23 protein-coding genes are annotated in these 25,983 nt (G+C 67.5%); 10 read left to right on the forward strand and 13 right to left on the reverse strand.

What is annotated here, in order from left to right; translation table 11 throughout:
• Position 1: 1 nt before the first annotated feature.
• The 4 genes from DRB17_RS10295 to DRB17_RS10310 form a co-directional block, all read right to left on the reverse strand.
• Entirely contained in the window at positions 2–298 is a 297-nt protein-coding gene (locus DRB17_RS10295) for a carboxypeptidase-like regulatory domain-containing protein (RefSeq protein ID WP_114582121.1), read from the reverse strand.
• A 155-nt stretch (positions 299–453) separates the two neighbouring features.
• The gene (locus tag DRB17_RS10300; RefSeq protein WP_114582122.1) at positions 454–1,665 is read right to left on the reverse strand and encodes a threonine synthase; all 1,212 of its coding nucleotides are present in this window, start codon (positions 1,663–1,665) and stop codon (positions 454–456) included.
• Positions 1,662–2,642: an N-acetyl-D-Glu racemase DgcA gene (gene dgcA, locus DRB17_RS10305; protein ID WP_114582123.1), complete on the reverse strand. Its 981-nt coding sequence runs from the start codon at positions 2,640–2,642 to the stop codon at positions 1,662–1,664. Before dgcA ends, DRB17_RS10300 begins: the two co-directional genes overlap by 4 nt.
• 129 nt (positions 2,643–2,771) lie before the next feature.
• Positions 2,772–3,824: a TRAP transporter substrate-binding protein gene (locus tag DRB17_RS10310; RefSeq protein WP_206607852.1), complete on the reverse strand. Its 1,053-nt coding sequence runs from the start codon at positions 3,822–3,824 to the stop codon at positions 2,772–2,774.
• A gap of 190 nt (positions 3,825–4,014) precedes the next feature.
• Between DRB17_RS10310 and DRB17_RS10315 the strand changes: the two genes are divergently transcribed.
• The 4 genes from DRB17_RS10315 to DRB17_RS10330 all read left to right on the forward strand — a co-directional run bounded on the left by DRB17_RS10315 (position 4,015) and on the right by DRB17_RS10330 (position 8,672).
• Positions 4,015–5,442 (forward strand): dipeptidase, encoded by a 1,428-nt coding sequence (locus DRB17_RS10315; protein ID WP_114582124.1) that lies wholly within the window; start codon positions 4,015–4,017, stop codon positions 5,440–5,442.
• A gap of 7 nt (positions 5,443–5,449) precedes the next feature.
• A complete protein-coding gene (locus DRB17_RS10320; RefSeq protein WP_241503803.1) occupies positions 5,450–6,502 on the forward strand; it encodes a glycosyltransferase family 9 protein in 1,053 nt (350 codons plus the stop codon).
• Positions 6,503–6,831: 329 nt separating this feature from the next.
• Positions 6,832–7,674 carry a hypothetical protein gene (locus tag DRB17_RS10325; protein WP_147274874.1) on the forward strand — a complete coding sequence of 281 codons (843 nt, stop codon included), beginning with the start codon at positions 6,832–6,834 and terminating at the stop codon, positions 7,672–7,674.
• A 23-nt stretch (positions 7,675–7,697) separates the two neighbouring features.
• On the forward strand, positions 7,698–8,672 hold the full coding sequence (locus tag DRB17_RS10330; protein WP_114582126.1) for a glycosyltransferase family 8 protein: 975 nt from the start codon (positions 7,698–7,700) through the stop codon (positions 8,670–8,672).
• Positions 8,673–8,856: 184 nt separating this feature from the next.
• Here the strand turns inward: DRB17_RS10330 and DRB17_RS19935 are convergent, their stop codons facing one another.
• The 4 genes from DRB17_RS19935 to DRB17_RS10340 form a co-directional block, all read right to left on the reverse strand.
• On the reverse strand, positions 8,857–9,348 hold the full coding sequence (locus tag DRB17_RS19935; RefSeq protein WP_147274875.1) for a hypothetical protein: 492 nt from the start codon (positions 9,346–9,348) through the stop codon (positions 8,857–8,859).
• A complete protein-coding gene (locus tag DRB17_RS19940) occupies positions 9,329–9,625 on the reverse strand; it encodes a hypothetical protein (RefSeq protein WP_147274876.1) in 297 nt (98 codons plus the stop codon). Before DRB17_RS19940 ends, DRB17_RS19935 begins: the two co-directional genes overlap by 20 nt.
• Positions 9,626–9,725: 100 nt before the next feature.
• Entirely contained in the window at positions 9,726–10,595 is an 870-nt protein-coding gene (locus DRB17_RS10335) for a hypothetical protein (RefSeq protein ID WP_114582127.1), read from the reverse strand.
• On the reverse strand, positions 10,588–11,400 hold the full coding sequence (locus DRB17_RS10340) for a class I SAM-dependent methyltransferase (protein ID WP_161958778.1): 813 nt from the start codon (positions 11,398–11,400) through the stop codon (positions 10,588–10,590). Before DRB17_RS10340 ends, DRB17_RS10335 begins: the two co-directional genes overlap by 8 nt.
• A gap of 280 nt (positions 11,401–11,680) precedes the next feature.
• On the opposite strand from DRB17_RS10340, the gene DRB17_RS10345 reads away from it, so the two are divergent.
• Both DRB17_RS10345 and DRB17_RS20845 read left to right on the forward strand, forming a co-directional pair.
• The gene (locus DRB17_RS10345; RefSeq protein WP_114582129.1) at positions 11,681–13,219 is read left to right on the forward strand and encodes a sodium:solute symporter family transporter; all 1,539 of its coding nucleotides are present in this window, start codon (positions 11,681–11,683) and stop codon (positions 13,217–13,219) included.
• Between the two features lie 14 nt (positions 13,220–13,233).
• Positions 13,234–13,356, forward strand: a complete 123-nt coding sequence (locus DRB17_RS20845) for a hypothetical protein (protein WP_277738573.1) — start codon at positions 13,234–13,236, stop codon at positions 13,354–13,356.
• Between the two features lie 24 nt (positions 13,357–13,380).
• Here the strand turns inward: DRB17_RS20845 and DRB17_RS10350 are convergent, their stop codons facing one another.
• From DRB17_RS10350 to DRB17_RS10365, 4 genes are read right to left on the reverse strand one after another with little or no spacing between them, the layout of a single operon-like run.
• Positions 13,381–14,451: a trans-sulfuration enzyme family protein gene (locus DRB17_RS10350; protein ID WP_114582130.1), complete on the reverse strand. Its 1,071-nt coding sequence runs from the start codon at positions 14,449–14,451 to the stop codon at positions 13,381–13,383.
• Positions 14,448–15,704, reverse strand: a complete 1,257-nt coding sequence (locus tag DRB17_RS10355) for a type III PLP-dependent enzyme domain-containing protein (RefSeq protein ID WP_114582131.1) — start codon at positions 15,702–15,704, stop codon at positions 14,448–14,450. The genes DRB17_RS10350 and DRB17_RS10355 overlap by 4 nt, the downstream gene beginning before the upstream one ends.
• A gap of 5 nt (positions 15,705–15,709) precedes the next feature.
• Positions 15,710–17,089, reverse strand: coding sequence for a hypothetical protein (locus DRB17_RS10360; protein WP_114582132.1), 1,380 nt, complete (start codon positions 17,087–17,089; stop codon positions 15,710–15,712).
• Positions 17,086–18,918, reverse strand: coding sequence for a sodium:solute symporter family transporter (locus DRB17_RS10365; RefSeq protein ID WP_114582133.1), 1,833 nt, complete (start codon positions 18,916–18,918; stop codon positions 17,086–17,088). Before DRB17_RS10365 ends, DRB17_RS10360 begins: the two co-directional genes overlap by 4 nt.
• 402 nt (positions 18,919–19,320) lie before the next feature.
• Between DRB17_RS10365 and DRB17_RS10370 the strand changes: the two genes are divergently transcribed.
• From DRB17_RS10370 to DRB17_RS10385, 4 genes are all read left to right on the forward strand, one after another.
• Entirely contained in the window at positions 19,321–21,243 is a 1,923-nt protein-coding gene (locus DRB17_RS10370) for a WD40 repeat domain-containing protein (protein WP_114582134.1), read from the forward strand.
• Positions 21,244–21,323: 80 nt separating this feature from the next.
• A complete protein-coding gene (gene ribA / locus DRB17_RS10375) occupies positions 21,324–22,526 on the forward strand; it encodes a GTP cyclohydrolase II (protein WP_114582135.1) in 1,203 nt (400 codons plus the stop codon).
• Between the two features lie 61 nt (positions 22,527–22,587).
• Positions 22,588–23,340, forward strand: a complete 753-nt coding sequence (locus tag DRB17_RS10380) for a hypothetical protein (protein ID WP_114582136.1) — start codon at positions 22,588–22,590, stop codon at positions 23,338–23,340.
• A gap of 33 nt (positions 23,341–23,373) precedes the next feature.
• Positions 23,374–24,711, forward strand: a complete 1,338-nt coding sequence (locus tag DRB17_RS10385) for a hypothetical protein (protein ID WP_114582137.1) — start codon at positions 23,374–23,376, stop codon at positions 24,709–24,711.
• On the opposite strand, the gene DRB17_RS10390 is transcribed toward DRB17_RS10385, so the two are convergent.
• Positions 24,624–25,982: a xylulokinase gene (locus tag DRB17_RS10390; protein WP_114582138.1), complete on the reverse strand. Its 1,359-nt coding sequence runs from the start codon at positions 25,980–25,982 to the stop codon at positions 24,624–24,626. The genes DRB17_RS10385 and DRB17_RS10390 overlap by 88 nt on opposite strands.
• Position 25,983 lies beyond the last annotated feature (1 nt).

The raw sequence follows: 25,983 nt of genomic DNA on the forward strand, positions 1-25,983 counted from the left end.
GTCATTGGCGGAGGTTCGCGCTGTTGAAGCCGGGCTCGACGTAGACCTGCCGCTCGGCCCCGCCCGCGCGCAGCACGTAGCGGCCCGGCGGGATGTGCTCGAAGCTGTAGCGTCCCTGGTTGTCCGTCGTGCCGGTGAAGGTCTCGCCGCCGTCCTGCCTGACAAGCTGCAGCGACGCATTCGCCATCGGGTTCCCGTTGGACTGCAACACCCAGCCCGACAATTCGGCCGCAAACACCGCGGAGGTCGCGCCGACGATCAGGAGAAAGACCAAGGCCGGCGAAGCAAGCCAGCGCATCCCATATCCTCCCGCGTCCCACGCCAGCGCGTGGCGGGAACACGATACCGATACGCCGCCCAGCCGAAGTGTGACACCAGGATACAGGCGCGTTCAACCCATCGGTGGACTATTTATCGTACCGATCGATCACGAGCACGCTCCGAAGCACCTTGCTAAGCCATCGCCGCGAAATCGACGGTGCCGTCCTTGTCCACCGAGCCGGCCTTGTCGGGCATCGGGTATTTCAGGCCGGTCGCGCAGTTGAACAGCACCGCCTCGTCGTCCGCCGACAGCAGGCCGTCCGCCACCGCCTTCTCCCACGCGGCAAAGGTGGCCGCACCCTCGGGACACAGCAGCATCCCTTCCTCGCGGGCGACACGGTCGCGCGCGTCGACGATGGCCTCGTCCGGCACCGCCGTGGCCCACCCCCCGGATTGGCGCACGGCGTCCAGGATCAGGAAGTCACCGATGGCCGCCGGCACACGGATGCCGGCCGCGACGGTATGCGCATCCTGCCAAAGCTCCGCGTGGTCGACGCCATCCTGCCAAGCCTTGACGATGGGGGCGCAGCCGCTTGCCTGCACCGCGATCATCTTCGGCATCTCGCCGGTCAGCCAGCCGATGGCGCGCAGCTCGTGAAACGCCTTCCACATGCCAATCAGCCCGGTCCCGCCGCCGGTGGGATAGAAGATCGCCTTGGGCAGGCGCCAGCCAAGCTGCTCGGCCAACTCGATGCCCATCGTCTTCTTGCCCTCGATCCGGTACGGCTCTTTCAAAGTCGAGGTGTCGAACCAGCCGACCTTGTCCTTGCCCTGGCCGACGATCTTGCCGCAGTCGTTGATGAGGCCGTTGACGCGATAGACGTCGGCCCCTTGCAGGGCGATCTCGCGCACGTTGATTTCGGGCGTATCGGCCGGACAGAACACGGTCGTGCGGATGCCCGCGCGCGAGGCATAGGCCGCCAGTGCCGCCCCCGCGTTGCCGTTGGTGGGCATCGCCAGGTGCCGCAGGCCCAGCTCCTTCGCCATCGCCACGGCGAGCGCCAGCCCCCGCGCCTTGAACGAGCCCGTGGGCAGCCGCCCCTCGTCCTTGGCCGAGAGCTTTGCGCCGAAGCGCGGCAGCGGCACCAGGGGCGTCATCACCTCGCCCAGCGCCACCCGGTTCTCCGCCCGGCGCACCGGCAGGAATTCGGCATAGCGCCAGAACCCGCCCTCCTGCCGCGTGGCCAGCGTCTCCTTCGACACGGCCTTCGCCAATGCGTCGAGGTCATAGCGAACCAGAAGCGGCTTGCCGGCCTCCGACAGGCCGTGCACGCGGTCGGCCTCGTAGCGCTTGCCGGTGGCCGAACATTCCAGATGGGTGACGAAGGTCTGCGTGTGGCTCATCCCCAAAGCTCCGCCTGTGGTGGGTGGATCAGGCTGCCTTCGAAGCGCAGGCCGGGCTGGCGATCCTCGGCCAGGAGGAGCGGGCCGTCCAGGTCGACGACCTCCACGCCCTGCGCCACCACCATCGCCGGCGCCATCGCCAGCGAGGTGCCCAGCATGCAGCCCACCATGATGGCGTAACCCCGCGCCTCCGCCTCTTGCTTGAGACGCAGCGCTTCGCTCAGGCCGCCGGTCTTGTCCAGCTTGATGTTCACCATGTCGTACTTGCCCGCCAGCGCCGTCAGCGTCGCGGTGTCGTGGCAGGATTCGTCGGCGCACACCGGCACCGGGCGCTCCATGCCGGCCAGCCCCTCGTCGTCGGCGGCGGGCAGCGGCTGTTCGATCATCTCGACGCCCAAGTCCTTGAACTGCGGGGCCAGGGCCTTGTAGGTCGCGGCGTCCCAGCCCTCGTTGGCATCGACGATGATGCGGGCGCGCGGCGCGTTTGTGCGCACCGCCGCTACGCGGTCCAGGTCTTCCGGCCCGGCGAGCTTCAGCTTCAACAGCGGCCGCTCGGCGTTCTGCTTCGCTTGTAGCGCCATCTGCGGCGGATCGTCCAGCGACAGGGTGAAGGCGGTCGCCACCGGCTCCGGCGCGTCGAGGCCGATCAGGTCCCACACCCGCTTGCCGGCGCGCTTCGCCTCCAGGTCCCAGAAGGCGCAGTCCAGCGCGTTGCGCGCCGCGCCGGCCGGCAGACGCCCTTGCAGGGCCTCGCGGTCCAGGCCGTTCGCAAGGTCGCCGCGAACGCCCTCGATAGCCTCGACCACGCTGTCCACGCTCTCGCCATAACGGGCATAGGGCACGCACTCCCCGCGTCCGCGCAGTTCGCCGTCGGATAGTTCCGCGACGACGACCTCGGCCGCCGTCCGGCTGCCGCGCGAAATGGTGAACTTGCCGCGAATCGGCCAGGATTCGCGGCGAACGGTCAGGCTTGGCATGTTCTCGTCCTTAACGTCTCACCGGGGGGATATGCAGCAGCATTGCGGCGCGCCGCCTCCCCCTTGAAGAGGAGAGGCGGCACAACCGGCTCGCCGCTTCGAGACTACATCATGCGGTGTCGATGGGCCTCAGTCGAGATAGCCCATGCTTTCCCAGATCTGGTAGTTCTTGCGGAAGGTCTTGTACGATTCCCACACGCGCGCGAAATCCGCGTCGTTCTCCGCCATCTCCGCCGCGACCTCGCTCCAGGCCTGGCGATAGGCGTCGAGGATTTCGTCAGGCCACCGGTGCAGCGTCACACCCTTTTCCTTCAGGGTCTGCATGGCGTCGAACTGCGTCGCCTCGCCGCGCGCGATGGAGTCGGTCACGCTGGCCCGGCAGACCTCGTTGACGATGGCCTGCTGGCGCTCCGACAGGCCGTCCCAGACGTCCTTGTTGACGATCAGCGAGAACAGGCTGGTCTGCTGGTGCCAGCCGGGGAAGTAGTAGTGGTCGGCGTACTGCTGCATCCCCAGGCCAAGGTCGAGCGAGGGCATCGACACCTCGGCCGCGTCGATGGTGCCAAGCTCCAGCGCCGGCACGGTATCGCCCACCGGCAGCGTCTGCGCCTGCGCGCCCAGCTTCTCCATCACCCGCGCGCCCAAGCCGAAGATGCGCATCTTCATGCCCTTGAGCTGATCGACCGAGGTGATCTCCTCGCGGAACCAGCCCGAGGCCTCGGGCGGAAGCGTGGTGCAGAGGATCGAAACGATGTTGTGCTTGCCGGCGATCTCGCGCCACAGGTCCTTGCCGCCGCCATAGTAGTACCAGGCCAGGTACTCCGGCGCCCTGGGCCCGAAGGGAACGGCGGTGAACATCGCCGCGGAGGGGATGACGCCTTGCGCGAATCCGGGGGAATACCAGGCCGCGTCGACGCCGCCGATGGAGACGGCGTCCCACGCCTCGCCCGCCGGGACGATGGCGCCCGGCTCGTGGAACTCGATGTCCAGCGTGCCGCCGGAGAGCAGCTTCACCCGCTCGCCCAGCGACTTGCCGGTCTCGCCGACGATCGGGAACGAGCCCGGATAGACCGACTGCATCTGCAGGGTCACGCTCTCTTCCTCGGCCGCCTCGGCCGGGCCGGCCAGCGCCGCGACGGCCAGCGCCGCCGTCGCGAGCGCCCCGCACATCCGTTTCATCATGGTTCGTACCTCCCCGTTCTTGTCCCGGCGGCGCACTTCGACGCCGCAACAGCGCGACAGCATGCGTCAAACGTGCACGCCGATGCCAGCCCTTCGCGACGCTGCCATGCCGATTGCGGTACTTGCCCCGCGCGCAGCTTATGGCAGGCTAGCGGCTCAGTCCCGACCCGACCACAAGGAACCATCCGCCATGTCCGACCTCGACGCCATCCTTGCCCGCATCGATTCCGACTTCGATTCGGCGGTGAAGCGCTGGTCCGATTTCCTGCGGATTCCCAGCGTCAGCACCGATCCCGCCTTCAACGACAAGACGCGCGAGGCGGCGGAATGGGTGAAGGGACAGCTTGCCGAGCTTGGTTTCGACGCCAGCGTGCGCGACACCGACGGGCACCCGATGGTCGTCGGCCACTATCCCGGCCCCGGCGAGACCGATCCGGGCGGCGACGTGCCGCACGTCCTCTACTACGGCCACTACGACGTGCAGCCGCCCGACCCGCTGGACGAGTGGGACAGCGGCCCCTTCGAGCCCAGCATCGTCGAGGGGCCGCGCGGCCGGCGCATGGTGGCGCGCGGCGCGGTGGACGACAAAGGCCAGGTGATGACGTTCCTGGAGGCCTTCCGCGCCTGGAAGGCGGTGCACGGGTCGCTGCCGATCCGCATCACCGCCTTTTTCGAGGGCGAGGAGGAGTGCGGCAGCCCCAGCCTGATCCCCTTCCTGAAGGCGAACAGCCAGGAGCTTGGCGCCGACGTCTGCGTCGTCTCCGACACCGGAAGCTGGGATCTGGAGACACCCGCGATCACGACGCGCCTGCGCGGCCTGCTCTACACCGAGTTGACGGTGCGGGGCCCCAGCCACGACCTGCATTCCGGCCTCTACGGCGGCGCGGTGCCGAACCCGCTGAACGCGCTGACGAAGGTTCTGGGCGGCCTGCACGACGAACACGGACGCGTGGCGATTCCCGGCTTCTACGACGACGTCGTGGAGCCGGAGGCCGAAACGCGCCGGCAGTGGGACGCGCTGAGCGCGGACGAGCAGGCGTTCCTCGCCGGCGTCGGTCTCGACACCCCGAGCGGCGAGGCCGGCCGCTCGCTGCTTGAGAAGGTCTGGTCGCGGCCGACCTGCGACATCAACGGCGCCATCGGCGGCTACACGGGCGCGGGCGCGAAGACCGTGATCCCGGCCAAGGCGTCGGCCAAGATCTCGTTCCGCCTGGTGCCGGAACAGGACCCGCGCCGCCTGGCGGAAGCCTTCCGCGCCTTCATCGCCGAGCGGATGCCCGCCGGCTGCACCTGGGAGCTGACGGTGGACAAGGGCTCCCCCGCGTTCTGCGTGCCGACGGACTCGCCCTATCTGCAGGCGGCAATGGACGCGCTGGAAGACGTCTACGGGCGCAAGGCGGTGCTGATCGGCTCCGGCGGGTCGATCCCGGTGGTCGGCATGTTCCACGACATCCTGGGCGTGGATACGCTGCTGATGGGCTTCGGCCTGGACGACGACCGGATGCACAGCCCGAACGAGAAGTTCGAGCTGAAGTGCCTTGAGAACGGCATGAAGTCCCACGCCGCCCTGCTGGAGCGCCTGCGGACGATGGGCCGCGCGCGCAAGGCCGCGGAGTAGCGCGCCCGTGCGTGCGGAGGCGGCGCCGCGCGAGGTGCTGGTCTACGTCGGCCTGGACCTCGTCGGCGACGGCCTGATGAAGCTGCCGTTCCTGCGGGCCCTGCGCGCCGCCTTTCCCGAGGCGCGCGTCACCTGGCTGGCCGGCAAGGGGCCAAGCGCCTTCGCCGGGCCGCTGGCGCCGCTGGCCGAGGGACTGATCGACGAGGTGGTGGACGACGCCGGCATAGGCCGCAAGGCAGCCGAGCTTTTGCACCGTCCGCTTGCCGGCTCGCCGCTGCAAGGACGGCGCTTCGACCTCGTCATCGACACGCAGACGCGGCTGCTGACCACGCTGGTCCTGCGGCGCATCCCGCACGGCACCTTCGTCTCCGCCTGCGCCGGCTTCCGCCTGTCGGACCGCAAGCCGCCCGGCGGCGACAAGCGTCTGCCGGCACTGGCAAAGCGGCTGTTGCAGCTTGTCGAAGCGGCAAGCGGCAAGCCCGCGCGGCCAGAGGCGCCCCTGCACCCCCCCGGCGAGGCCGTGGCCGCGGCGGCCACGCTGCTGCCCGGCGCGGCCCCACGCTATGCCGGCCTCGTGCCCGGCGCGGGCTGGCGGGCCAAGTGCTGGCCGCTGGAGAACCACATCGCGCTGGCCCGCCGTCTTCGTGAACAGGAGCTGACGCCCGTGGTCCTGCTTGGCCCGGACGAAGCGGATTGGGTGCCGCAGGTGCGCGAGGCCCTGCCCGATGCCCTGCTGCCGCTACAGGACGCGCGCGCGGGGCGGGTGACGCCGGCCCTGACCATCGCGCTGGGCCGGCGCCTGGGCGTGGCCGTGGCGGGCGATTGCGGGGCCGGGCACATGCTGGCCGCCGCGGGAACGCCGATGGTCTCCCTCTTTGGACCCACGGCGCCCGAGAAGTTCGCGCCGATGACGCCACGGCTCACCGTGCTGACGGCGCAGGACCATGGCGGTGACGACGAGGTTGCCGCGATCCCGGTGGATGCGGTGGCGAAGGCGGTCCACCGCTTGCTGGAGACGCCGGAGGCCGCGAAAGCGCAATCTCACGGCCCCGGTCGTTAATACATTCCACAACGATGTAAGCACCTGAGGAATCGCGGATTTTCGCCGCCAGCCGGAGGGCGGCATCCGGTAAGTCCATGATTTACAACGAATTTTATGAAACTACTTGGAATTGTGAAGTCGTTGCGAAATTCGCCAAAACGGTTTGCCCGGGAATTTGCTCACAAAGTTATCCACAGGCTCGCGATGCGCGATCCGGGGAACCCTGCTGTTTGTTGTGAAAACGCGGTGTCCCTGAACGTCCCACACGTCAGAGTTGACTTCTCGCGCGCGCGTGGACGAGATTCCCGTTTCGACCCCTCCCGTCCACGAGTCGGAGCACGAGGCCGGTGCGTATTCTCTTCGCCCCCGATTACCCCGACCGGGAGATGTACGCGCTGTCGGCGATCATGCACCGGCTTGGCTATACCGCGACGCGCCGGGTGGAGGATGCCTTCGACGCCGCGATGCTGTGGCGCGACGCGACGGTGATCCAGGCGCCGGCGATGCTGGAATCCGTGGCCGCGCGGGCGCCGGTGTTGAACCTGCACTGCCTGGACATCGGCAAGACCCGCGTGGAGGCGGAGTTCCGCGCCATCTTCGGCTATGACAGCCTGGTGGACCCGCGCACCTATGAGGGCCTTTGCATCCGCAAGGCGAACGAGAATGCGCGCCGCCTCGACACCGTCGTGAAGTGCCCGATCGAGGAGCCGGACGACACGTTCGTCTACCAGAAGCTGATCGACGCCACGGTGGACGGCGTGCAGATCGAGTACCGCGTGCCCGTCGTCCTGGGCGAGATCCCCATCGTCTACCGCGTCGGCACCGACCTGCCCGGCGACGGCCCGCTGAAGGCCCGGCGGCGCCTGCCGCCGCAGCCCATCGAGCCGGAGACGGTCTTCGACGTGGAGGAGCGGCGGCGGCTGCTCGACTTCGCGGCGCGGATGAGCCTGGACGTCGGCGACCTGGACGTGCTGCGCGCGCGGGCGGACGGACGGCTCTACGTCCTCGACGCCAACCGGACGCCGGCGGGATTCGGCATGCTGAACCCCTTCAACTGGCGCATGGACGCGCGCGCCCGGGCGCTGGACGCGCTGGCGGAGAGCTTCGACCGGCGGCTGCGCGCCCATGTCGCCGGCTACGCCCGCCCTGACGCGGACACGGACGCGGGCGCCGCCCCGCCCCTCGCCTGAGCCATCGACACGACGGAGCCGCCATGCCGCCGCGCCTGTGCCTTGCCACCGTCAGCGACGAGACCTTCGCCACCGGGACCGAGGTACTGCTGCACAGTTTCCTGCGCTACAACCCGTGGTTCTCGGGCGACGTGGTGGTGTTCGCGGACGCCCTCTCGCAGCAGACGCGGGCGCGGCTGTCCCGCCTCCATCCGGTGCGGTTCGAGGCGCCGGACCCGCGCCTTGTGGAGGTCTCGGCCGACTTGCAGGCGCGGCACCCGGCGCTCAGCGCCAAGCACCTGCGCTTCCTGTCGCTGGAGGCGTTCCGCCTTTCCCACTACGACCGCGTGCTGTTCTGCGACAGCGACATCTACTGCGCGGGCGACGTCTCGGCGCTGTTCAGCCGCGACGAGCCGTTCCTGGCCAGCGACGACGGCTATACCTACGAGGACAGGCTGACGCCGCTGTTGCGCGCCAACGGCTATGGCGCCATCGCCAGCGAGACCCGCTATGGCCGCCAGCATGACGGCAGCAGCCCCGGCCGGACGTTCAGCTCCGGCGTGATGGCGCTCTCGCCGCCGTGGCTGGGCGAGGCCACCTACACGGCTCTCCTGGAGACCATGGCCGCGCACGACTTCACGGGCGAGCGCGTGTTCACCGACCAGGCCGTCCTCAACACCCACGTCCGGGGCCGCTACACCACCGTCAGCGGCGCCTACAACTACCGCGTCCTGCTAGAGGACTACATCCGCTACGCCGAGGACGTCCCCTACCCCGACGCCCGCCTGATCCACTTCGCCGGCACCATCAAACCCTGGAACGACTACGCCCCCGCCGACCTCGCCGCCTACGACGCGCGGTACTTCAAGTACATCGACGTCTGGCGGCAGATGCTGGAGGACGCGCGGAAGGCGGAGGGTGCGAACGGCGTGGGGGAGAGGATACTGGCGCAGTTGGCGTTGACGGACCGGGATGCGGGGGTGAGTGGCGTGCCGGGGGTGATGGGACGGGTTTGGTGAACAGGTACTCAGAACTTTTTTAGGTAGTTCTCGGATTTCAGCTACTCACCTTCAAGCTCACATATGCTGTCTTGGCTTTCTACGGAGACCGAATTCGCAGCTTCCTAAATAGGAACTGTCAGTGCCTGCTCAATACGAACCAAGCATTACCTGCGACAGATCTCTCTATCGCATCCAAAATCCGTTACTGCGTCTCGCTGCTCTGAGGCACAGTCGTCCCTGAGTCCCCTTGCCTCTCTATAGCTTGGAGAACCTTCTTTACATCGCCCCGAAGTCCAGAAATATTCTCCCTCATATTCTCCAGTGCACTTCGGTTCTGCTCAACCTGGGTGGCGAATGTACTCCCGGATTCAAAGCCACCTTCAAACCTATCACCGCCGTAAGCAAAGACTGCTACGACCAGTGTAACGGTCGCCACAACACCTCCAGCAATCATCCATAAGGTTTTTGACGGAAGATTATCTATTTTTGATTCCAAACGCGTGACATCAGCCTCTAACTCTGAACGCACCGAGTCAGTTTTGGCATCTACATAATCGCGCATATCTACGCTCATTCCGCCGCCGCCCCCGCCACTGGCTTTTGCCTCTGCTTGATAACGTAGGCCCTTCGTCTCTGATTGTCCACCTGAGACGACGTAGAATTCTGGTCCATCATCACTCGGAAGAGGCGTCATCGTCTAATCCTTCAGAAATAACCCCCATATGACTAGAAATTTCCTTAAATCTTGGATTCGACATCGCAAGTGTTATTACATGTTTTCGTTTAACAGTATTTTCTTTAGTATCCAACCGGTCCTCATAAAAAGTAATTTTTACAACCCCGGAACTGGATATGAACCCTTGGATTCCATCAACAAAAATAGTTTCCGCATCCACAGGCGTTGAAGTGAACTCAATATCTTCACTCCTCAACTCGCGTCGCTCTTTCTTGGGAGACTCTTCGTCCGCCATGTGGATTTCCTCAGCCTGGCAATAGCAAAAACGCTATGCTTGGGTTTTATATGCGTTAATCATTCCTAATAGCCATCTGGCCGCAACCCAAGTTATCATCTCACCCCAACCTCACATAACACAACCACGTATACGCCCCCGCCTCCTCCCAATACACCCTCTGCGCCGCCGTCTCAACCTCCGACAGCAGCGGGTCCGCCGTCGGATAGTTCGTGTCCTCCCACGCGTCGCCCCAGCGTGTGCGGGCGTGTTTGTAGATCGGGGGGAACTCGTAATAGGTGGCGAGGTTTTGGTGGAGGTAGGTGGCGTCGGTGGCGTTGGGGGTGACGCGGTCCAGGGTTGGGACGCCCAACGCACGTAGCGCCGCCTGTCGCACCCGCTGGCCGAGGCTTGGCGGGCGGCCGAGGGTGAGTTCTGCGTGGCCGAAGCCGGCGTGCATGAAGGCTTTCTTGAGGGAATAGCAGTCGCCGCGCAGGGGCGGGTAGTTGTCCTCGAAGAAGATGTGCTGGCGGAAGCCCATCCACTTGAGGGTTTTCAGGCGTTCATAGGCGTTCTGGTGGTCGTCGAAGAAGAAGACCGTGTCCTCGCGCGGCAGGTGGCGCCAGTCGTGCGTGGCGAAGTCCGCCGTGGAATAGGTCGCGCGCGGCGAGCGGTACTTCAGGCGGCTCATGTCCGGGTCGAGGCAGTAAAGCTCGGCGTCCGGGCACGCCTGCTCGAACAGCCAGGTGCCCTGCCCCTGCCACAGGCCGCTCTCGACGATGGCCTTCGGCTTCAGGCGGCGCAGCGCGAACCACGTCATGAACAGGTGCGGCGTGGTCATGCCGCCCCGGTTGTCGCGGATCGGCCGGCGCTCGTAGAGGCGGGCGAAGTCCTCCAGCTCGGCGACCATCTCCGCGCGCGTCCAGGGCACCTCCCCGATGCTAACGGGGCCGTTTTCCCGCGCGGCCACGTGCCCCTGGCCCTCAGGCATGACGGCGCCTGCACACCAGCCACTGCATCATCTCTCCCCGGAACTCGCAGAGCGCGATGGCGCGGTCCAGGCTGCTATAGGCCTGCAGGAAATCGAAGCGGTTGGGGTCGCGCGGCCCCTCGATCACCGTCGCGACCTCGTGGCTTGGCGCGAAGCGCTGGCGCAGCGTCGGCGAGATGGCGCGGTCCAGCAGGTCGTGACACTCGATGATAAGGTCGCAATCCTTGAGCTCGGGCATCGCGTCGGGGTCGAGCAGGTCCTTCTCCGCCCCCTCGCAGTCCACCAGCAGGAACACCTCGCCGCGTTCCCGCCCCTCGCGGATGGCGTCGGTGAGCGCCGCCCGGTCGCAGGCGCCGCGGATGTCCAGCCGGTCCTCGACGCCGTTCTCGCGCGCCGTCCAGCCGCACACGCGCCGCGCCTCGGGATTGACGTCGAAGGCGATCACCCGCGCTTCCGGCATCCGCCGCGCCAGGCCGACGGCGTAATAGCCCTCGGCGCAGCCGACGTCGATGACGGTCGCATAGCCGCGCGCGACGACGGCCTCGACCTTGCCGTGCAGCTCTTCCTCGTAGACGCCCAGAATCTCGCTGGAGAAATCGCCGCAGCCCCAGACCACCTGGTAGGGCAGCCGCAGGCCGGCAAAGGGGCCGTGCTGCACCACGCCGGCGAAGCGTTCGTGGATCTCGCAGTCGATCTCGCGCTTGCGCCGCATCGCCGCGATCTTCAGCACCTCGCGCAGCGCGCCGGGCTGCGAATCGGTCCCGGCCTCCGCCGCAATCTCCCGGATTCTCTCAAGCTCGGACATCCGCATCGCTCTCCCCGGTACCTCCCCCGCCAACGCCGCCGCGCGACAGCCGCGGCGCGGCGGCGAGGCTAGCACGTACCAAGCAGCGGTTGTAGTGCGTTCAACCGATGCGAGACGAAACTCGAATCATACTTCGTACTTGCAACAAGGCTCAAGTCTTATTAGAAATTGATCGAAGAGTTACAACTTTAAGCTGTGACGGTCCTGCTGGTTCGGCAAGGATCCTCGGAACGCGATTCCAAAACCCATCACTGACACGCGTTAAACAAGGGGCGCGGTTATGAATAACCCTGTCGCCGGCTATGTCTTCTTTCTGGTCATGGCCGTTCTTATCTTCGGGTCCGCCTACTGGGCCTACCGCCGCCATACGGTGAAGTCCGTCGACGACTTCGTCACCGGCGGCCGGCGCATGGGCCTTGGCATCATCTCGGCGTCGATCATGGCGTCGTGGATCTGGACGACGACGCTGATCGGCGCGTCCGAGGCCGGCATGTGGTTCGGCGCGTCCGGCGGCTTCCACTATGCCTGGGGCGCCATCGTGCCGTTCCTGGTGTTCATCCCCGTGGCGCTGCGCCTGCGCCGTCTGATGCCGAAGGCCAGCACCTTCGCCGAGTTCATCCGCGAGCGTTACGGCACCGGCGTCCACGTGCTGTTCCTGGTGTTCGGCATCGGCGTCGGCTTCTACGTCTATACCGAGCAGCTTGTCGGCGCGGGCATCCTGTTCAAGACGACCTTCGGCGTGGACTACAAGGTCGCGGTCGTGATGACCACGGCGCTGGTGGTCTCCTACGTCGCGCTGGGCGGCTTTCGCGGGTCGATCGTGACCGACCTGTTCCAGTTCGCCGTCGTCGCCATCGCCTGCGTCTTCCTGATTCCCTGGCTGCTGGCGAAGGTCGGCGGCGCGGAGTTCCTGTACCAGGGCCTGGAGCGCGTCGCCAGCGACCCGAAGGACCCGAACCACAACGCCGAGGCGATGGACTGGTTCTCCAGCAGCGGGCTGCGATACGGCCTTGCCGCGGTGGTGATCGCGACCGGGCAGGTGCTGCTGGAGCAGGGCTATTACCAGCGGGCGGTCGCCGCCATCGACCAGAAAAGGCTGCGCTGGGCCTACATCATCGGCGGCATCGTCGCGTGGTTCCCGATCCCGCTGATGTTCGGCCTGGTCGTCGGCGGCACCGGCCTTGCCATGGGCTTCGGCGCGGGCGCGGAGCTTGAATCGACCAGCGACGTGGCGCCTTACGTCATGAGCAACGTGCTGGGCCCGGTCGCCGGAATCCTGTTCTCGGTGATGGTGTTCATGGCCGCGACATCGACGGCGGACACCTCGCTTGCCGGGGCGCAGTCGCTGTTCACCGTCGACGTCTATGAGCGCTACTGGAACAAGGGCAAGCCAAACGAGCGCCTCCAGCTCCGCTTCGGGCGCGTCGTCACCATCGTCTACGGCTTCGCCGGCATGGCAGTCGCGCTGGGCCTGGAAGGGCAATCGCTGCTGCAGATCGACATCTTCAGCGGCATCCTCTTCGCCGCGCCCGTCGCCGCGCTGGTGTTCGGCCTGTTCTGGCGGCGGGCGTCGCCCGAGGCGGCCGTGATTTCCATCGCCGCCGGCCTGGGCGGCGGGCTGATCGCCTGGTTCTCGATTCCCGACGAGGACATCAATTGGTTCGTCGGCAACGCGATCTCGCTGGGCGCGCCGATCATTCTGATGGTGGTCCTGCCGCTGCTGCGCAAGGAGCAGTTCGAGTTCGGCCGGCTTCTGAACTGGAAGCCCCACCATCGCGCCGTCGGCGGCCAGGAAGCTCCGGCCACGGCCGGCGAATAACAGGGGAGACCAAAATGACCCAGACAGTCCACGCCTTCATCGTCTACTTCGGGACGGTATGGCTCGTCATCGGCCTGTTGTTCGTTGCCGCCCTCGCGCTCGGCAACGTCCGGCGGATCGCCCGGGACGAGGAGTAGCCGGCAGGGACGGACGCGGCGGGCCTATGCGTCGTCCAGGGCCCGCGACAGGTCGGCGACGATGTCCGCCGCGTCCTCCAGCCCGACGGAAAGCCGGATGAGACGGATCCAGTCCTGGATCAGCGCCACCGTCCCCGGCTCGCCGAAGCTGTAGCGCGACTTGCACATGGTCAGCGCATCGACCAGCCGCCGGTGGTCAAACTGCTCGTGCAGCTCAAAGCTCAACAGTCCGCCAAAACGCGGCAGGAAGCTTGCGGCCGTTGCGTGGTCCGGTGCGCTTTCCAGGCCCGGATAGTTGACCCGCCGCACCTTGGGATGCCCGGCCAGGAAGGCCGCGACCGCCTCGGCGTTGGCGCAGTGGCGCTCCATGCGCATCGACAGCGTCTTCAGCCCGCGTTGCAGCAGGTAGGCGTTGGCGGGGCTGAGAATCCCGCCCAGGATGCGCCGCGCGGTGCGGATCGGCTCCGCCGCCCCGGCCTCGCGCGTCACCACGACGCCGCCGATGGCGTCGCCGTGGCCGCCGATGTACTTGCTGGCGCTGTGCAGCACGATGTCGGCACCCGCCTCGATAGGCCGGAACAGGTGGGGCGTGGCCAGGGTGTTGTCGACGATGACGGGCACGCCGGCCTCGCGGGCGACGGCGACGATGCCCGGCACGTCCACCGCCTCCGCCCAGGGGTTGGAGATGGTCTCGCAATAGACCGCCGCCACGCCCGGCGCCTCCAGCGCGCTCCGCAGCGCGTCGCGGTCGTTCATGTCCACCGGCGCGACGTCGATGCCATAGTGCGGCAGGAAATCGGACAGCAGGGTGCGCACGCCGACGAACACCTTCGCGGGCACCACCAGCCGGTCACCCTGGCGCAGCAGGGACAGCAGCGTCTGGCTGACCGCCGCCATGCCGCTGGCCATCGCGACCGCCGCCGCCCCGCCCTCCAGCGCCTGCATCTTCGCCTCGAAGGCCGCGACGGTGGGGTTGGCGTGGCGGGTATAAAGGCCGTCTTTCGCGTTCGCCGTCCACAGCGCGACGGCGGAGGCGTTGTCCTCCTCGCCCGCGTGGACCACCGTTGTCATCGCGCCGTCGCCGGTTTCGCTCATCGTGGCGGCTCCACCCTCTCGCTCGTGTAAGTGGCCAGGATGTCGTCCACCGCCTCCCGCCGCTTGACGACGGCATAGTCTCCGCCCTCTTGCGCGATGACGGCCGGGCACGGATGGATGAACGGCGGCTTCAGCGTGTTGGAGTACGAGCCGACGCCCTTGAACAGCAGCATGTCGCCCGGCCGCACCGGCCCCGGCACGTCCTGGCAGACGATGTCCTTGCGCTCCATGCAGGTGTTGCCGGCCACGTCGAAGCGCGCGGGACCGCTCGCCTCCTCCGCCTCGTCGCCGCGCAGCACGCGGACATCGAACTCGCTGCGCCACATCATCGTGTTGACGTCATGTACGCTGCCGTCGATGAGCGCCAGCGTCCGCCCGCCCACCTGCTTCACGTCGTGGACCCGGCACACGAAGTCGATGGCGTCAGCCACGATGGCCGTGCCCGGCTCGACCACCAGCGACGGGGGGGCGCCGGCGGGAAAGGCAACTTCGACCGCGTCGGCCAATGTTTGCGCCAGTTCCGGGAAGGGCGGCCCCTCCGGCGGCTTACGGAAACCCCCACCGACGTCGAGGTAGGACAGCGGTGTGTGAGGAAACCATTTTCGCGCCGCGCCAATGAGCGCGTCGATCCTGGCGCGGTAAGCCTCCACCGTCGCCGGGGCCAGCGGGCAGTGGCCGTGCAGTCCCGCAAGCTCGCAGTCCGGGTGCTCGCGGAACCAGCCGGCGAGCGCCTGCATGCTTGCCTCGTCGGTCGCGAAGCCGAAGCGCGACCACGCCACCCCCGGCAAGGGCGTGTTCAAACGTAGCCCCACCCGCACGCGCCGCGCCGGATGGTCTTGCAGGAACCGCTCGACGGCGGCCAGCGTGTACCAGCCGTCCAGGTTGATCCGCACGCCCTCGGCCAGCAGCTCTCGCAGGAAAGCCTCCGCGTGCAGCGGGCCGTTCACCATGATGCGCTCGGCCGGAAAGCCGACCCGCCGGGCGATACGGTATTCCATCTCCGAGACCACTTCGGCGGTGCCGCCCAGTTCCAGAACCAGCGCCAGGATACGGGGCGTGTAGTTGGTCTTGACGGAGTAGGCGAACTCCGTTCCCGGATAGCAGTCCTGCAACGCCCCCATCAGCGCGGCGTGGTTGGCGCGGATCCGGTCGAGATCCAGCAGGTAATACGGCCCGTCCGCCTGCCGCGCCAATACCTCCGCCGCCGCCCGGTCCAGCGATGACGTCGGGGCCTCCTCCAGGGCCACGGCCATGACGGCTATGTCCCGGCGGCGGCAAGGCTTTCGACGCCGCCAGCCGTGCCAAGGTGGTCGCGCACGCGCGTGCCGCCGATACCCAGGTTGTCGACGTCCGTGCCGTAAAGCGTGATGTGCGGATTTATGGCGGCGACATCGGCCAGCCAGCGATGGTAGATGCGCTCCCGCGCTTCGCGCTCGTAGTGCCAGACGGCGTTCAGCGAGTGGAAGGCGTTGCTCCACCACAATACCGAGTTGGGTTCGGGGCTTAGTGTGGACAGCAGCGGCTGCGACTGTCCGTAGAGGTCGCACTGCACGTACTGATGAGGCAGCGCGCGGCAGGCCCGCCAGTTGTCGCGGAACGCCTCGGCACCGCCCCAGATGTCCAGCTCCCGCGTCCAGCCCTCGCGAATCAGGTCGCGGTCCAGGGTGCCGGGCCGGCGCGCGCCCTTGATCTGGAAATAGGCGTCGGGGAACCGCTCGGCGATGCGCTCGGCAAAGGCCGGGAAGTCGCGACCGTCCCACGTCTCCACCATCATCCGCCGCACGTCGAGGGCGATATCGCTGTAATCGAAGAAGACCACGCGCGTGCGATCGTCGAAGCCGTGCGTCTCCAGAATGCGGTTCACCTTGAATCCGGCGGCAACGCCGTGAACGCTGGCCAACGCTTGGCCCGCCACCGGCTGGCGCCCGGCCAGGTCGGTGTAGTTTTCCCAGTTGCCCAGAAACACGCCGGACTTCGCGTGGATCGCCTGGTCCTTCACGAAGTCGATGAACCGCCGTTGCTCGGCGTCGAGCGCGGCACCTGCCTTTCCCCTTGCATAGGCCTCGATGCCGCCGCCCCACAGGCCGCGGAAGGCCGCGAAGCTTTCGCCGCAGCGGGGCCGAAGATCGCAGACTCCAGGATGCACCGTCTCGTCCAGCGCGGGCACGGGCAGCCCGGCGCTCCGGCTTGCCGCGATCAGTCCGCCGCCAGCAACGCCCGGCATGGCATCCGAGAGAAAGCCGGGCCGGCCCAGGTCCTGATAGCGGCGCAGGTCGACCAGCAGGCAAAGCTCGTCCAGCCCGCCGTCGGTGGCGGCACCCAGCGGAATGCCGGCAACCAGGAAACCCGCTCCTTTCGTCCATTCGGCCAGCGCGGCGAATAGATTGGTAAAGCGGCCGTTCCGCGTGTCGTGGAAGCGCAGCGGCACGGCACCGTATGACAGCACCAGGCAATAATCGCGGCCAGACGCGCAGGCCTCGGCCAGCAGGCCATCGACGCTTTCGCTTTCGCCCATCGGCCCGCCGAAGTCGAAGCGCGTGCAGGCCATGGTGAAATCGCGAAGCCGCGCCGCGTCGTGCGCGTTCTCCAGGCCGCCAGACGTGTCCAGCACGCCGCCGAACAGGCTGTTCCCCCTCATATCCCCCTCCGTTTCGCCATCAACGGCTTTCCGATCCCCCCTGCCCCGCCACCGGCACGCCCGGCGGCAAGCAGCAACACGATACCCAGCAGGCCCGGCACGCCACCGACCAGCAGCAGCGCCAGGCCGACCTTCCAGTTCCATGTCCCGGCAAGCAGCAGTAACGCCACGATACCGCCGCCCACGACGGCGGACGCGATCCCCAGCACACGATACTGCATCCCGTCCTTGTCCACGCCGATCTCGCGCGCGAAATCCACCGGCGTCGTCATGCGCTTGAAGAAGGCGTCTGTCTGCGCGCGGTAGGCGGCGGTGGCGCGTGGCCATGCCAGTGTGCTGAACATGTAAGCGCCGACGCCGGCGCTGGTGCTTGCCAGCACCTGCGCCTGGAAGCTCCAGCGTTCCTGCAGAACCACGCCACCGAACGGCATGGCCTGTCCGATCTCGCTGAGGAAAGCGGTACCCGACAGCGCACCCAGCACTGCCGGCACCAACGCCGCGCCGCCCGCGAACAGGCCGGCCCACACCGGCGAGGTGTGCACGAACATGTTGAGCAGCAGCGGAATCGTCAGCGGAATTCCCAGCATCGTGCTGAGCGTCAGGCCAAGCTGGAATACGCCGCCGCCACTCCCACTCGCCATGCGATGGGCGGTGGCCACGACGACAATCCCCATGAGCAGCGTCATCGCCCGCGCCAGGCGAAGCTGGCCCGCCTCGCTTCCCGGCGGCCGGCCCAGGAACCGGCAAAGCGCGGGGTAGATGTCGGCGGTGAACACGGCGGCGTTGCGGTTCAGGCCGGTGTCCATCGAACTCATCGTCGCGGAGAACACGGCCACGACCATCAATCCGCCCAGCATCGGCGGCAGCAGCATCGTGCTGGCGACCGCATAGGACGCTTCGCCGGGCTTGGCGATGGCCATCGCCTCCACAGCCTCGGGATACAAAAGCCGCGCGGTGATGGGCGGGATCACCCACAGGATGCTGCCCAAGGCCGTCAGCCCGGCGGTCAGCAGCGCCGCCTTGCGGGCGTCCGCGCCGGTCTTTACCGCGAAATAGCGCGGCGCCTGCGTCATCGAATTGAATGCGGTGACGCTCTTGATCAGCATCGCCGCCGCCCAGATCAACGTGAACTGCCCGCCGAAGCGCTCGCCAGAGTCGAACACTTGGTAGTCAGTGGCAAGCCCGCCCTCCCGGATCAACTCGAACAGGCGCAGCGGCCCGCCGACCTCCACCAGGCACAGGATGGCCAGCAGCACCGTCATGCCAAGCAGCACCAAGCCCTGGATGAAGTCCGTCGCCAGCACCGCCCACTGCCCGCCGGTCAGCGCATAGGCGACCACGATCAGACCGACGACGATCACCACGGCCTCGGTCGGATAGCCGAAGACGGCGGCGGAGAAGATCGCCAGGCCGTAAAGCTGGATCGCCGCGAAGATCGTCTGGGTCAGCACCAGCAGCCAGGCAAAAACCTGGTGTGTTGTCGCATCGAAGCGCTGGCGCACGATCTGCGCGGCCGAGATGGCGCGCAGTTGCCTGAACCACGGCGCCAGCACGGCGGCGTTCAAAAGGAAGGCCAGCGTGTTCGCGCCCAGCACGATCATGACACTCCAGCCCGCCTGATAGGCGATCCCCGCGACGCCGGTAAAATTGAATGCGCTGAAGCTGGACATGAACGCCCCGGCGCCCACCAGCCACCACGTGCCCTTGAAGCCGCTGACGAAGTATTCGCGGATGGTGTCGTTCTGGCGCCGGAGAACAACGGCAAGGGCCAGCGTCAACAGGAAGTAGGCGCCGACGGTCGCAAGCGGAATCAGGCGCTCGCCCGTCATTGCGCGCTGATCCCGCGAACAGGGGACCGCCTTGGTAAACCCGCCCGCGCGCGAATCCAGAGTGCACCCTCGCGAATGCAGCCTTCTCCGGCCGAGCCATGCCGAGTGAAGCAACGAAACACGTGCGCAATGACCACGGCTCGACTAGCCCTGCGTGTATAAATTCGACGGTTCGACGAGTGCTCTTTGTTGAATAACGGCCGGTTATCGCTCAACCGACACCGTTGACTCTTACGTCCTGCACACAACCAAGCCGCGAAGTTTATGCTACCACTGCCTGATGGTCAAACATTCATTCAACTGGTGAAGCACAACCGATTGGGGCATAATTCTAAACTTAGACTAGCAAAAACATGAATCGCGTCGTGCACTGCGTGTCGCAATCGCAGGGGGAGGCTGGCAATGACGACTGCTCCGATGCCGCGGGGCCGCGGCGATGCTTTCGATTCCGGTTCGCGGGAAGCGGATACGTTCCTGCGCCATCGAGGCCCGGTCACCGGCGTCGCGATGATCCCGGGCACCTCGCACCTGGTCAGCGCAGCCTATGACAGCGCGGTCGCCAGCTTCGACCTCGTCACGCACGAAGCTCAGCTGTTGGGCTACCACAGGCACCTCGTCAACCAGATCGCCGTTGAGCCGAACGGGCGGCGTTTTGCCACCTGCTCGTCGGACTACACCATCGGCATCTGGGACGCTCACAGCGGGAAACCCATCCGCGTTCTGCTGGGCCACGCCGATGACGCGGAAGCCTTTGTCTTCATCGATGACTTGACCGGGGCCTCCGCCTCACGCGACCGGCGAATCCTGATCTGGGACCTCACCACCGGCGCCATCCTTCGTGTCCTGGAGGGGCACGAGAAGGATGTGCTGTCGCTGACTTATCACGACGGCCGCCTCTATTCCTCGGGCGACGACATGACGCTCAGGGTCTGGGACGTGGCCAGCGGCAAGCTGCTGCGGACCATCGGGCCGTTCGAGAACGAGACGGACACCTGCGCGGTGGATACCATCAACGGCCACGTGGCGCTGGGCTGCGACGACGGCTGCATCCGGGTCCTCGACATCGCCGATGGCTCGCTGGTGAAGGAGATCCCGGCCCACGGTTCCGGAATCAAGAAGGTCGTCGCCTCGCCCGCCAATGGAGATCTGGTTTCCGCCGGCTACGACCAGCGGGTTCTGCTGTGGGACGGCGCGACGCTGGAGCAAAAGGCCAGCCTGGAGCGCCACCCGTCGATGTGGGAACGCTCGCTCAACTGGTCGCCGGACGGTACGCGGCTCATCGGCGGCACCTTCGACGGCACCGCCATCATCTGGTCCACCGACGGCGCGTTGGAGCAAGAGATCGGCGACCAGACCATCGCCAAGGGCAACGCCTGCCTGAACGAGGTCGCCGGCGCCGACAGCGGCCGGATCGCAACGTGCAGCGACGACGGCTATATCCGGCTGGGGCGCCTGTCGCCCGACGGTGGGGAGGTGCTGGAGACGGTGGAGCCGCTGGCCGGCCGGATGCTGATGAACGCCGTGACGCTTGACGAGGCCTCCGGCCTCGTCGTGGCCGGCGCCCACAACCAAAAGCTGCATATCTTCGACATCGACGGCGACAGCTTGACGAACGAGCGCGAGGTGGCGCTTGGCGAGGGACCGATCAACTCGATCCGCGTCGCCCATCATTCCGAGTATGCGGGCGAATCCTTCGTGGCGTGCTACAGCGGCGCCATCGTCCGGGTCGTGCGCGAAGGACATCCCGTTGGCCGCATCAACTTGCACGAAGGAGCGGTAAAGTCGCTGTGCCTGCACCCGCGCGAGGCGCTGGGTGTGAGTTGCGGCGCCGACGGGCTGCTGATGAGCTGGACGTTCGACGGCCGGCTGCTGCAGCGCTTCCTGGGCCACACCGCGATCATCAACGATGTCGATATCTCTCCCTCGGGCGACCGGCTGGTCAGCGTGTCCAGGGACTTCACCGTCAAGGTGTTCGACCTGGAAAGCGGCGTGCTGTTGCAGTCGATCGAGGCCGGGCACCGCTCGCTCAAGTCCGTGTGCTTCGCCGATGACGGGTATGTCGTCGTCGGCGACTACTGGGGTGGGATCATCGGGATCGATCTGGAAAGCGAGACGCTCGAACGGCGCACGATCGCGCAAAACGGCATCAGCGGCGTATCGCGAGCCGACGATCTGGTCGCCGCCTGCAGCTACGACGGCAGCGTCTACCTGGTCCGTCCCAAGACGCTGGAGGTGGCGAACACGCTTTGCGTCATGCGCCAGCACGTGGCCGGGTGGGCGACCGTCCTCGAAGAAATCGACAACGGGAACGTCGTTCGCTTGTAGGGCAATCGCCGGCCCGGTCGAATTGCGGCGGGCATCATGCCGCACCTTCGACCTAGCATGGCCCGCATGGGGGAGGAGTCTTGGGAATTTCGGCAATCGAGACGCTTATCGACAGTTACGGTAAGGGCGGGATCGGCATCCTTCAGGTGGAAGGGGATTCGGACGACGGCTACCTGATCCTCGCCGCCGAGGCAGCAACGCCGGAGGCGCTGGCGTTCATATCGACGCACGGCCGTGGGCGCGGCGCCATCGGCCTCAGCATCGAACAACTCGAAGCCGTGGCGAACGGCACCTCTGCCCGTGCCGCGCCGGACTTCCTGCTGGAGGGCGAGGCCGCGTTCGAGGCGGGCAGCGACAACCAGTCCGACTTCGCCGGCGAAGCCGGGGCGTTGCGGGCGCTCGCCGACGGTGCACCACAGGCCGGGCAAGCCGACCTCTCCGCCCGGTTCACGATGGTCCGGGTCAGCCCGATGGGCGTAATGACCTGCCCGACGCCGGTGGAAGCCGCCATCGATCTGTCGCGCATCGCCGGAGGCAAGCCAGCCGCCGTGGTCCGGAAGCTTCGCCTCGAGGCAGGGCCGGGAAAACCGGGCGCCTCCCTGGATGCCTTCGCAACGGCGCACGGCCTGCCGCGCGCCCGGATCGGCGACGTGATCGCACACCGCCGCCGCGCGGCGCCCTTGCGTCCCGTCGAAGCAGCCTGGGGCGTGCGCATGCCGACCCAGCACGGCGAATTTCGCGCCTATGCCTTCGAGGATCCGCTGACCCACCGCACGCACGTCGCCTTCATCATGGGCGAGATCGCGGCGTGCGGGCCCGTGCTGGCACGCTTGCATTCCGAATGTCTGACCGGCGACGTCATGGGCTCCATGCGCTGCGACTGCGGCGAGCAGCTTGCCCAGGCCATGGAGGCCATCGCCCAGGCGGGACAGGGCGTCGTGCTGTACCTGCGCCAGGAAGGACGGGGCATCGGCCTGTCGAACAAGTTGCGCGCCTATGCCTTGCAGGACGGCGGGCTGGATACGGTGGACGCCAACACGCGCCTTGGTTTTCCAATCGACCTCAGAGACTTCGGCATGGCCGCGCAGATGCTGCGGCATCTGGAGGTCGGGGAAATCCGGCTGCTGACCAACAATGCGCAAAAGGTCGCCAGCCTGGAGGAGGCCGGCATCCGCGTTGCCGAACGCGTGCCGCTGCTGGTCTCGGCATCGCCCGAGAACGAGCCGTATCTCAATACCAAGCGCACGAAGCTTGGCCATCTCCTGCTGGCGACGTCGAATTAGGGTACGCTGAGAGCCACGCGACCGCGAGACGCGGCAAGACCCTGATTGGGGGAGGACACCGATGACGCAAGGCGGCGGCGACGGCGGATCGACGCGCTTCGTCGTGCTGGCCTGTCCGCGCAGCGGCAGCAATTGGCTGTGCAGCGCGCTGGACTCCCACCCCGAAATCCTGTGCCACCACGAAATCTTCAATCCGAAAGAGGTCAAGTACGCCGTCAAATGGCGCCGGGCCGGACGCCACATCGGCGGCCGCGAGCAGCGCGACGCCGATCCGCCGGCCTTCCTGCAGGCGCTGTGGGCTGCGGGGGTCGAAGAGCGCATCGTCGGTTTCAAAATCAATCGGGGACAGGATCCGCGCATCTTCGACGCCGTGCTGTCCGAACCCGCGATCCGCAAGGTCATCGTCTCGCGCCAGAACCGCGTGCGCGCCTTCGTTTCGGAGAGCATCGCGCTCGAGACCGGCGAGTGGGAGAGCTATCCCTGGTCGCGCTATCGCCAAAACGGCCATCGCATTGCCGTCGAGGCGGAGGCACTGCATCGCCACGCCCAGGTGAATGACCGCTACCTGGACGACCTGCGCGCGCGGCTGAGCGAGACAGGGCAGGCGGCGGTGGAAATCGGTTACGAAAACCTGCGGGACCTCGAGGCGCAGAACCGCGTGCTGCGCCATCTGGGCGCGAAGGAGTTCGAGAGTCCACTGACCGGCGTGACGGAGCGCTTGAACCCCGCCCCGCTGCGTGACCTTATCGCCAACTTCGACGCGTTGGAGGCGCGGCTTCGCGACACACCGCTGCACGCCGACCTCGACGCCTGAGGACGCCCGCACCGGGCACGGGAGAACGGTCTCATGACGAACCCGCTGATCGGCATCGACCCGGAGGCGGTGGCCGACGCCTACCACGCACGCGGTCTGGAACGCCTGAGCGACCTGTCCTTGCTGGGCCATGTCTGCGACCGCCTGCACGCGCCGAAAGGGGAGACCAGCAGCTTCACGCTGCACGCCCCGCTGGAGGCGCTGGCCCGCTACAGCCTGTTGGAGATGGCGGCGCCGGAGGCACGGACGGCGGCGCGCATCCGGCTTACCCATCTGGCCGCCCGCTACGAGGCGCTGGGCAACGCCCTCAACCCCGCGCCGACGTATGACGGGCCGCAGTCCACCACGGCCGCGCTGGCGGTGCTGCGCGCCGCGATCGCTGCCGGCGACATGGACGCGGCGGATTCGGCGATGACATGGCTGGCCGGCGCCACCAATCCCGCCGACATACTGGCGGGCCTCACCGAGTTCGTCTTCGACTACCTGGGCGCGGCGGCGCATGTGCCGATCTATCTCTATCTCGCCGCGCGCTCCGGACCGCTGGCCGCCAGCCTGTCCTTGCGCGCCGTCCGTGTCTACGCCCGGCAACTGGCCTTCGAGGCGGACGCCCGCATCCAGACGCAGCCGGATGGACCGGGCGGCGCCTGGGAGGCGCAACCGGCCGCCGCCTTCGAAGCGTCCTACTGGCGGGCGATGGCCACCACGCCCAGGCTGGAGAACGCCAGCTTCAACGGCATCGCGCCCATCGTGCAGGAAACCGAGAGTGCCGGCTTGCCGCACCGCCTGCTCGCCGGCGGCTGGCGCGGCGCGGCGGAGACGCCGGAGACCTGGAACGCCGCGCTGCGCGGCATGGTGCGGGCGGCGGCGGACTCGATGGTGCAGGACACCGCCGCGCACGCCAAGCTGGGCTGGACGCACTGCCTGACCATCCCGCAAGCGGTATGGGCCGTCGCCCCGATGGTTCGCGACCCACTTGCCGCCGTTCGCTTCGCCAGTGTCCTCACGCTCGCCTTCCGCGCCGGGCTGGGACAGCACGAGCTTTCGGACACGCTCGACCTTCCCGACCCGAAGCTGGACATTTCCGAAGCGCTGACGGCGGACCCGCAAACGGCGGCCGCCAGTGCCTATCACGCGGCCGGGCGGGACGAGGACGGTCTGCGAACCGTCCTGGCGACCGGGGCGGCGGTGCGGGCGGACACGCATCTGGTGAAGTTCACGCTGGCCGCGCTGGATACGGCACGGATGGACCGCAAGGCCGCACCCGTCTACTACGCCGGGGCGGCCTATTTGCTGTCGATCTGGATGCGGGAGGATGAGTCGGACCCGTTGTTGGCCGAACTGGACGCACCGGGCTTGCCGCTTGGCGCGTAGGCACGGCTGGGATGCACCATGCGCCGCGCGGCTTCGGCGTGATCGCTGACAGCCCCAAGCGCCACGGCCGCCAGCATCGCCGCGCCCAGCGCGCCGCTGTCGTGGCGCGCCGGCACCTCGATCTGGCATGGGAGCCTCTCGGCCCGAAAGCGGGTCAAAGCCGGGCTTGCCGCCTGTCCGCCGACAAGGCGCAGCCGCGTTAGCGGCCCCCCGATTTCCGCCAGGACTCGCCTCTCCGCAGTCATGATCGCCTCCAGCACCGCCCGCAGCGCAGCCTCCGGCCCAATGCGCCTGCCAAGCTCGGCGACGCGAGCGGGCGCGCCCGGATCGACCGGGTCCAGCGCTTCCAAATCGACCGATGGCGCCGAAAGCTCGACCGCGCGCGCGATCTGTAGCGCCACGGGATCCTTCGATAACGCCAGCGCGGCCCGCAGCAATGTGCCGGTGGCGCCGACGGGGACGCTCGCCATCGGCAGGCCGGCAAGCCGGAAGCGTCCTTCGGCGGGCGGTTCCAGAAGGCTGGCCACCACGCTGGACGAACCGGCGGTGAGGCAGGCATCGCCCGGCGCGGAAATTCCGCTGCCCACCGCGCCCAGATAGGAATCCAGCCCAGCGGCGACGACGGCGGTTCCCGCCGGCACGCCAAGCCGGGCCGCGACATCGGGCATAACCGTACCCGCGATTGTTCCAGCCGCTGGCCCGCTGCCAGCCAGCAGGCGTTCGGCCACCCCGAGGGCAACGGGAAGCCCGCTTGGCGCGCCGCGCTCGCAAGGGGCCTCGCCGCTCAACCGGGCAATCAGGTATTCCCAGCTATGCAGGGCCACCGCCGCGCGGGCGTAAGCCTCGGGCACTTCGCGACGCATCCAGCGGGCACGTGCCGCCACCTGCGCCGCCAGCCGCGTCGGGCCGTCCGCCGGCCGGCCGCCGAGGTCGGCAAAAACATGTGCCACATCTTCCGCAGCCCGGCTGTCCCGCCATGTCAGGACGGGCCCGACGGGGGTCAGCGCGTCATCCACGAAGACCGGGCTTGGCGCGTGCCCCCCGACGGCAATTGCCGCGATACGCGCGCGCGCCGCACCCTCGCAGGACTCGCCCACGGCGGTGCATAGGGCTGCCCACCAGTCCCCGGCCCGCTGCTCGGCGCGGCCGTCATGGGTCTCCGTTGTATACGCCACCCGCGCGGCGCCGTGGCAGGTACCGGCGGTATCCCAGAGTCCGCATTTGAGCGCGCTGGTGCCCAGATCGACGCCGATGAAGAGGGACTCCGCCATC

Origin of the sequence: Ferruginivarius sediminum (assembly GCF_003344765.1) — a bacterium.
Classification (GTDB): domain Bacteria; phylum Pseudomonadota; class Alphaproteobacteria; order Kiloniellales; family Rhodovibrionaceae; genus Ferruginivarius; species Ferruginivarius sediminum.

Bases quoted from the DNA above. Each gene is read 5' to 3' on its own strand.
- DRB17_RS19935 (WP_147274875.1), bottom strand. From the start codon at position 9,348: ATGACGCCTCTTCCGAGTGATGATGGACCAGAATTCTACGTCGTCTCA.
- DRB17_RS10345 (WP_114582129.1), top strand. From the start codon at position 11,681: ATGAATAACCCTGTCGCCGGCTATGTCTTCTTTCTGGTCATGGCCGTT.
- DRB17_RS10350 (WP_114582130.1), bottom strand. From the start codon at position 14,451: ATGAGCGAAACCGGCGACGGCGCGATGACAACGGTGGTCCACGCGGGC.
- DRB17_RS19940 (WP_147274876.1), bottom strand. From the start codon at position 9,625: ATGGCGGACGAAGAGTCTCCCAAGAAAGAGCGACGCGAGTTGAGGAGT.
- DRB17_RS10295 (WP_114582121.1), bottom strand. From the start codon at position 298: ATGCGCTGGCTTGCTTCGCCGGCCTTGGTCTTTCTCCTGATCGTCGGC.
- DRB17_RS10380 (WP_114582136.1), top strand. From the start codon at position 22,588: ATGACGCAAGGCGGCGGCGACGGCGGATCGACGCGCTTCGTCGTGCTG.
- DRB17_RS10390 (WP_114582138.1), bottom strand. From the start codon at position 25,982: ATGGCGGAGTCCCTCTTCATCGGCGTCGATCTGGGCACCAGCGCGCTC.
- DRB17_RS10360 (WP_114582132.1), bottom strand. From the start codon at position 17,089: ATGAGGGGGAACAGCCTGTTCGGCGGCGTGCTGGACACGTCTGGCGGC.
- DRB17_RS10315 (WP_114582124.1), top strand. From the start codon at position 4,015: ATGTCCGACCTCGACGCCATCCTTGCCCGCATCGATTCCGACTTCGAT.
- DRB17_RS10330 (WP_114582126.1), top strand. From the start codon at position 7,698: ATGCCGCCGCGCCTGTGCCTTGCCACCGTCAGCGACGAGACCTTCGCC.
- dgcA (WP_114582123.1), bottom strand. From the start codon at position 2,642: ATGCCAAGCCTGACCGTTCGCCGCGAATCCTGGCCGATTCGCGGCAAG.
- DRB17_RS10370 (WP_114582134.1), top strand. From the start codon at position 19,321: ATGACGACTGCTCCGATGCCGCGGGGCCGCGGCGATGCTTTCGATTCC.
- DRB17_RS10340 (WP_161958778.1), bottom strand. From the start codon at position 11,400: ATGTCCGAGCTTGAGAGAATCCGGGAGATTGCGGCGGAGGCCGGGACC.
- DRB17_RS10365 (WP_114582133.1), bottom strand. From the start codon at position 18,918: ATGACGGGCGAGCGCCTGATTCCGCTTGCGACCGTCGGCGCCTACTTC.
- DRB17_RS10355 (WP_114582131.1), bottom strand. From the start codon at position 15,704: ATGGCCGTGGCCCTGGAGGAGGCCCCGACGTCATCGCTGGACCGGGCG.
- DRB17_RS10385 (WP_114582137.1), top strand. From the start codon at position 23,374: ATGACGAACCCGCTGATCGGCATCGACCCGGAGGCGGTGGCCGACGCC.
- DRB17_RS10300 (WP_114582122.1), bottom strand. From the start codon at position 1,665: ATGAGCCACACGCAGACCTTCGTCACCCATCTGGAATGTTCGGCCACC.
- DRB17_RS10310 (WP_206607852.1), bottom strand. From the start codon at position 3,824: ATGATGAAACGGATGTGCGGGGCGCTCGCGACGGCGGCGCTGGCCGTC.
- DRB17_RS10335 (WP_114582127.1), bottom strand. From the start codon at position 10,595: ATGCCTGAGGGCCAGGGGCACGTGGCCGCGCGGGAAAACGGCCCCGTT.
- DRB17_RS20845 (WP_277738573.1), top strand. From the start codon at position 13,234: ATGACCCAGACAGTCCACGCCTTCATCGTCTACTTCGGGACGGTATGG.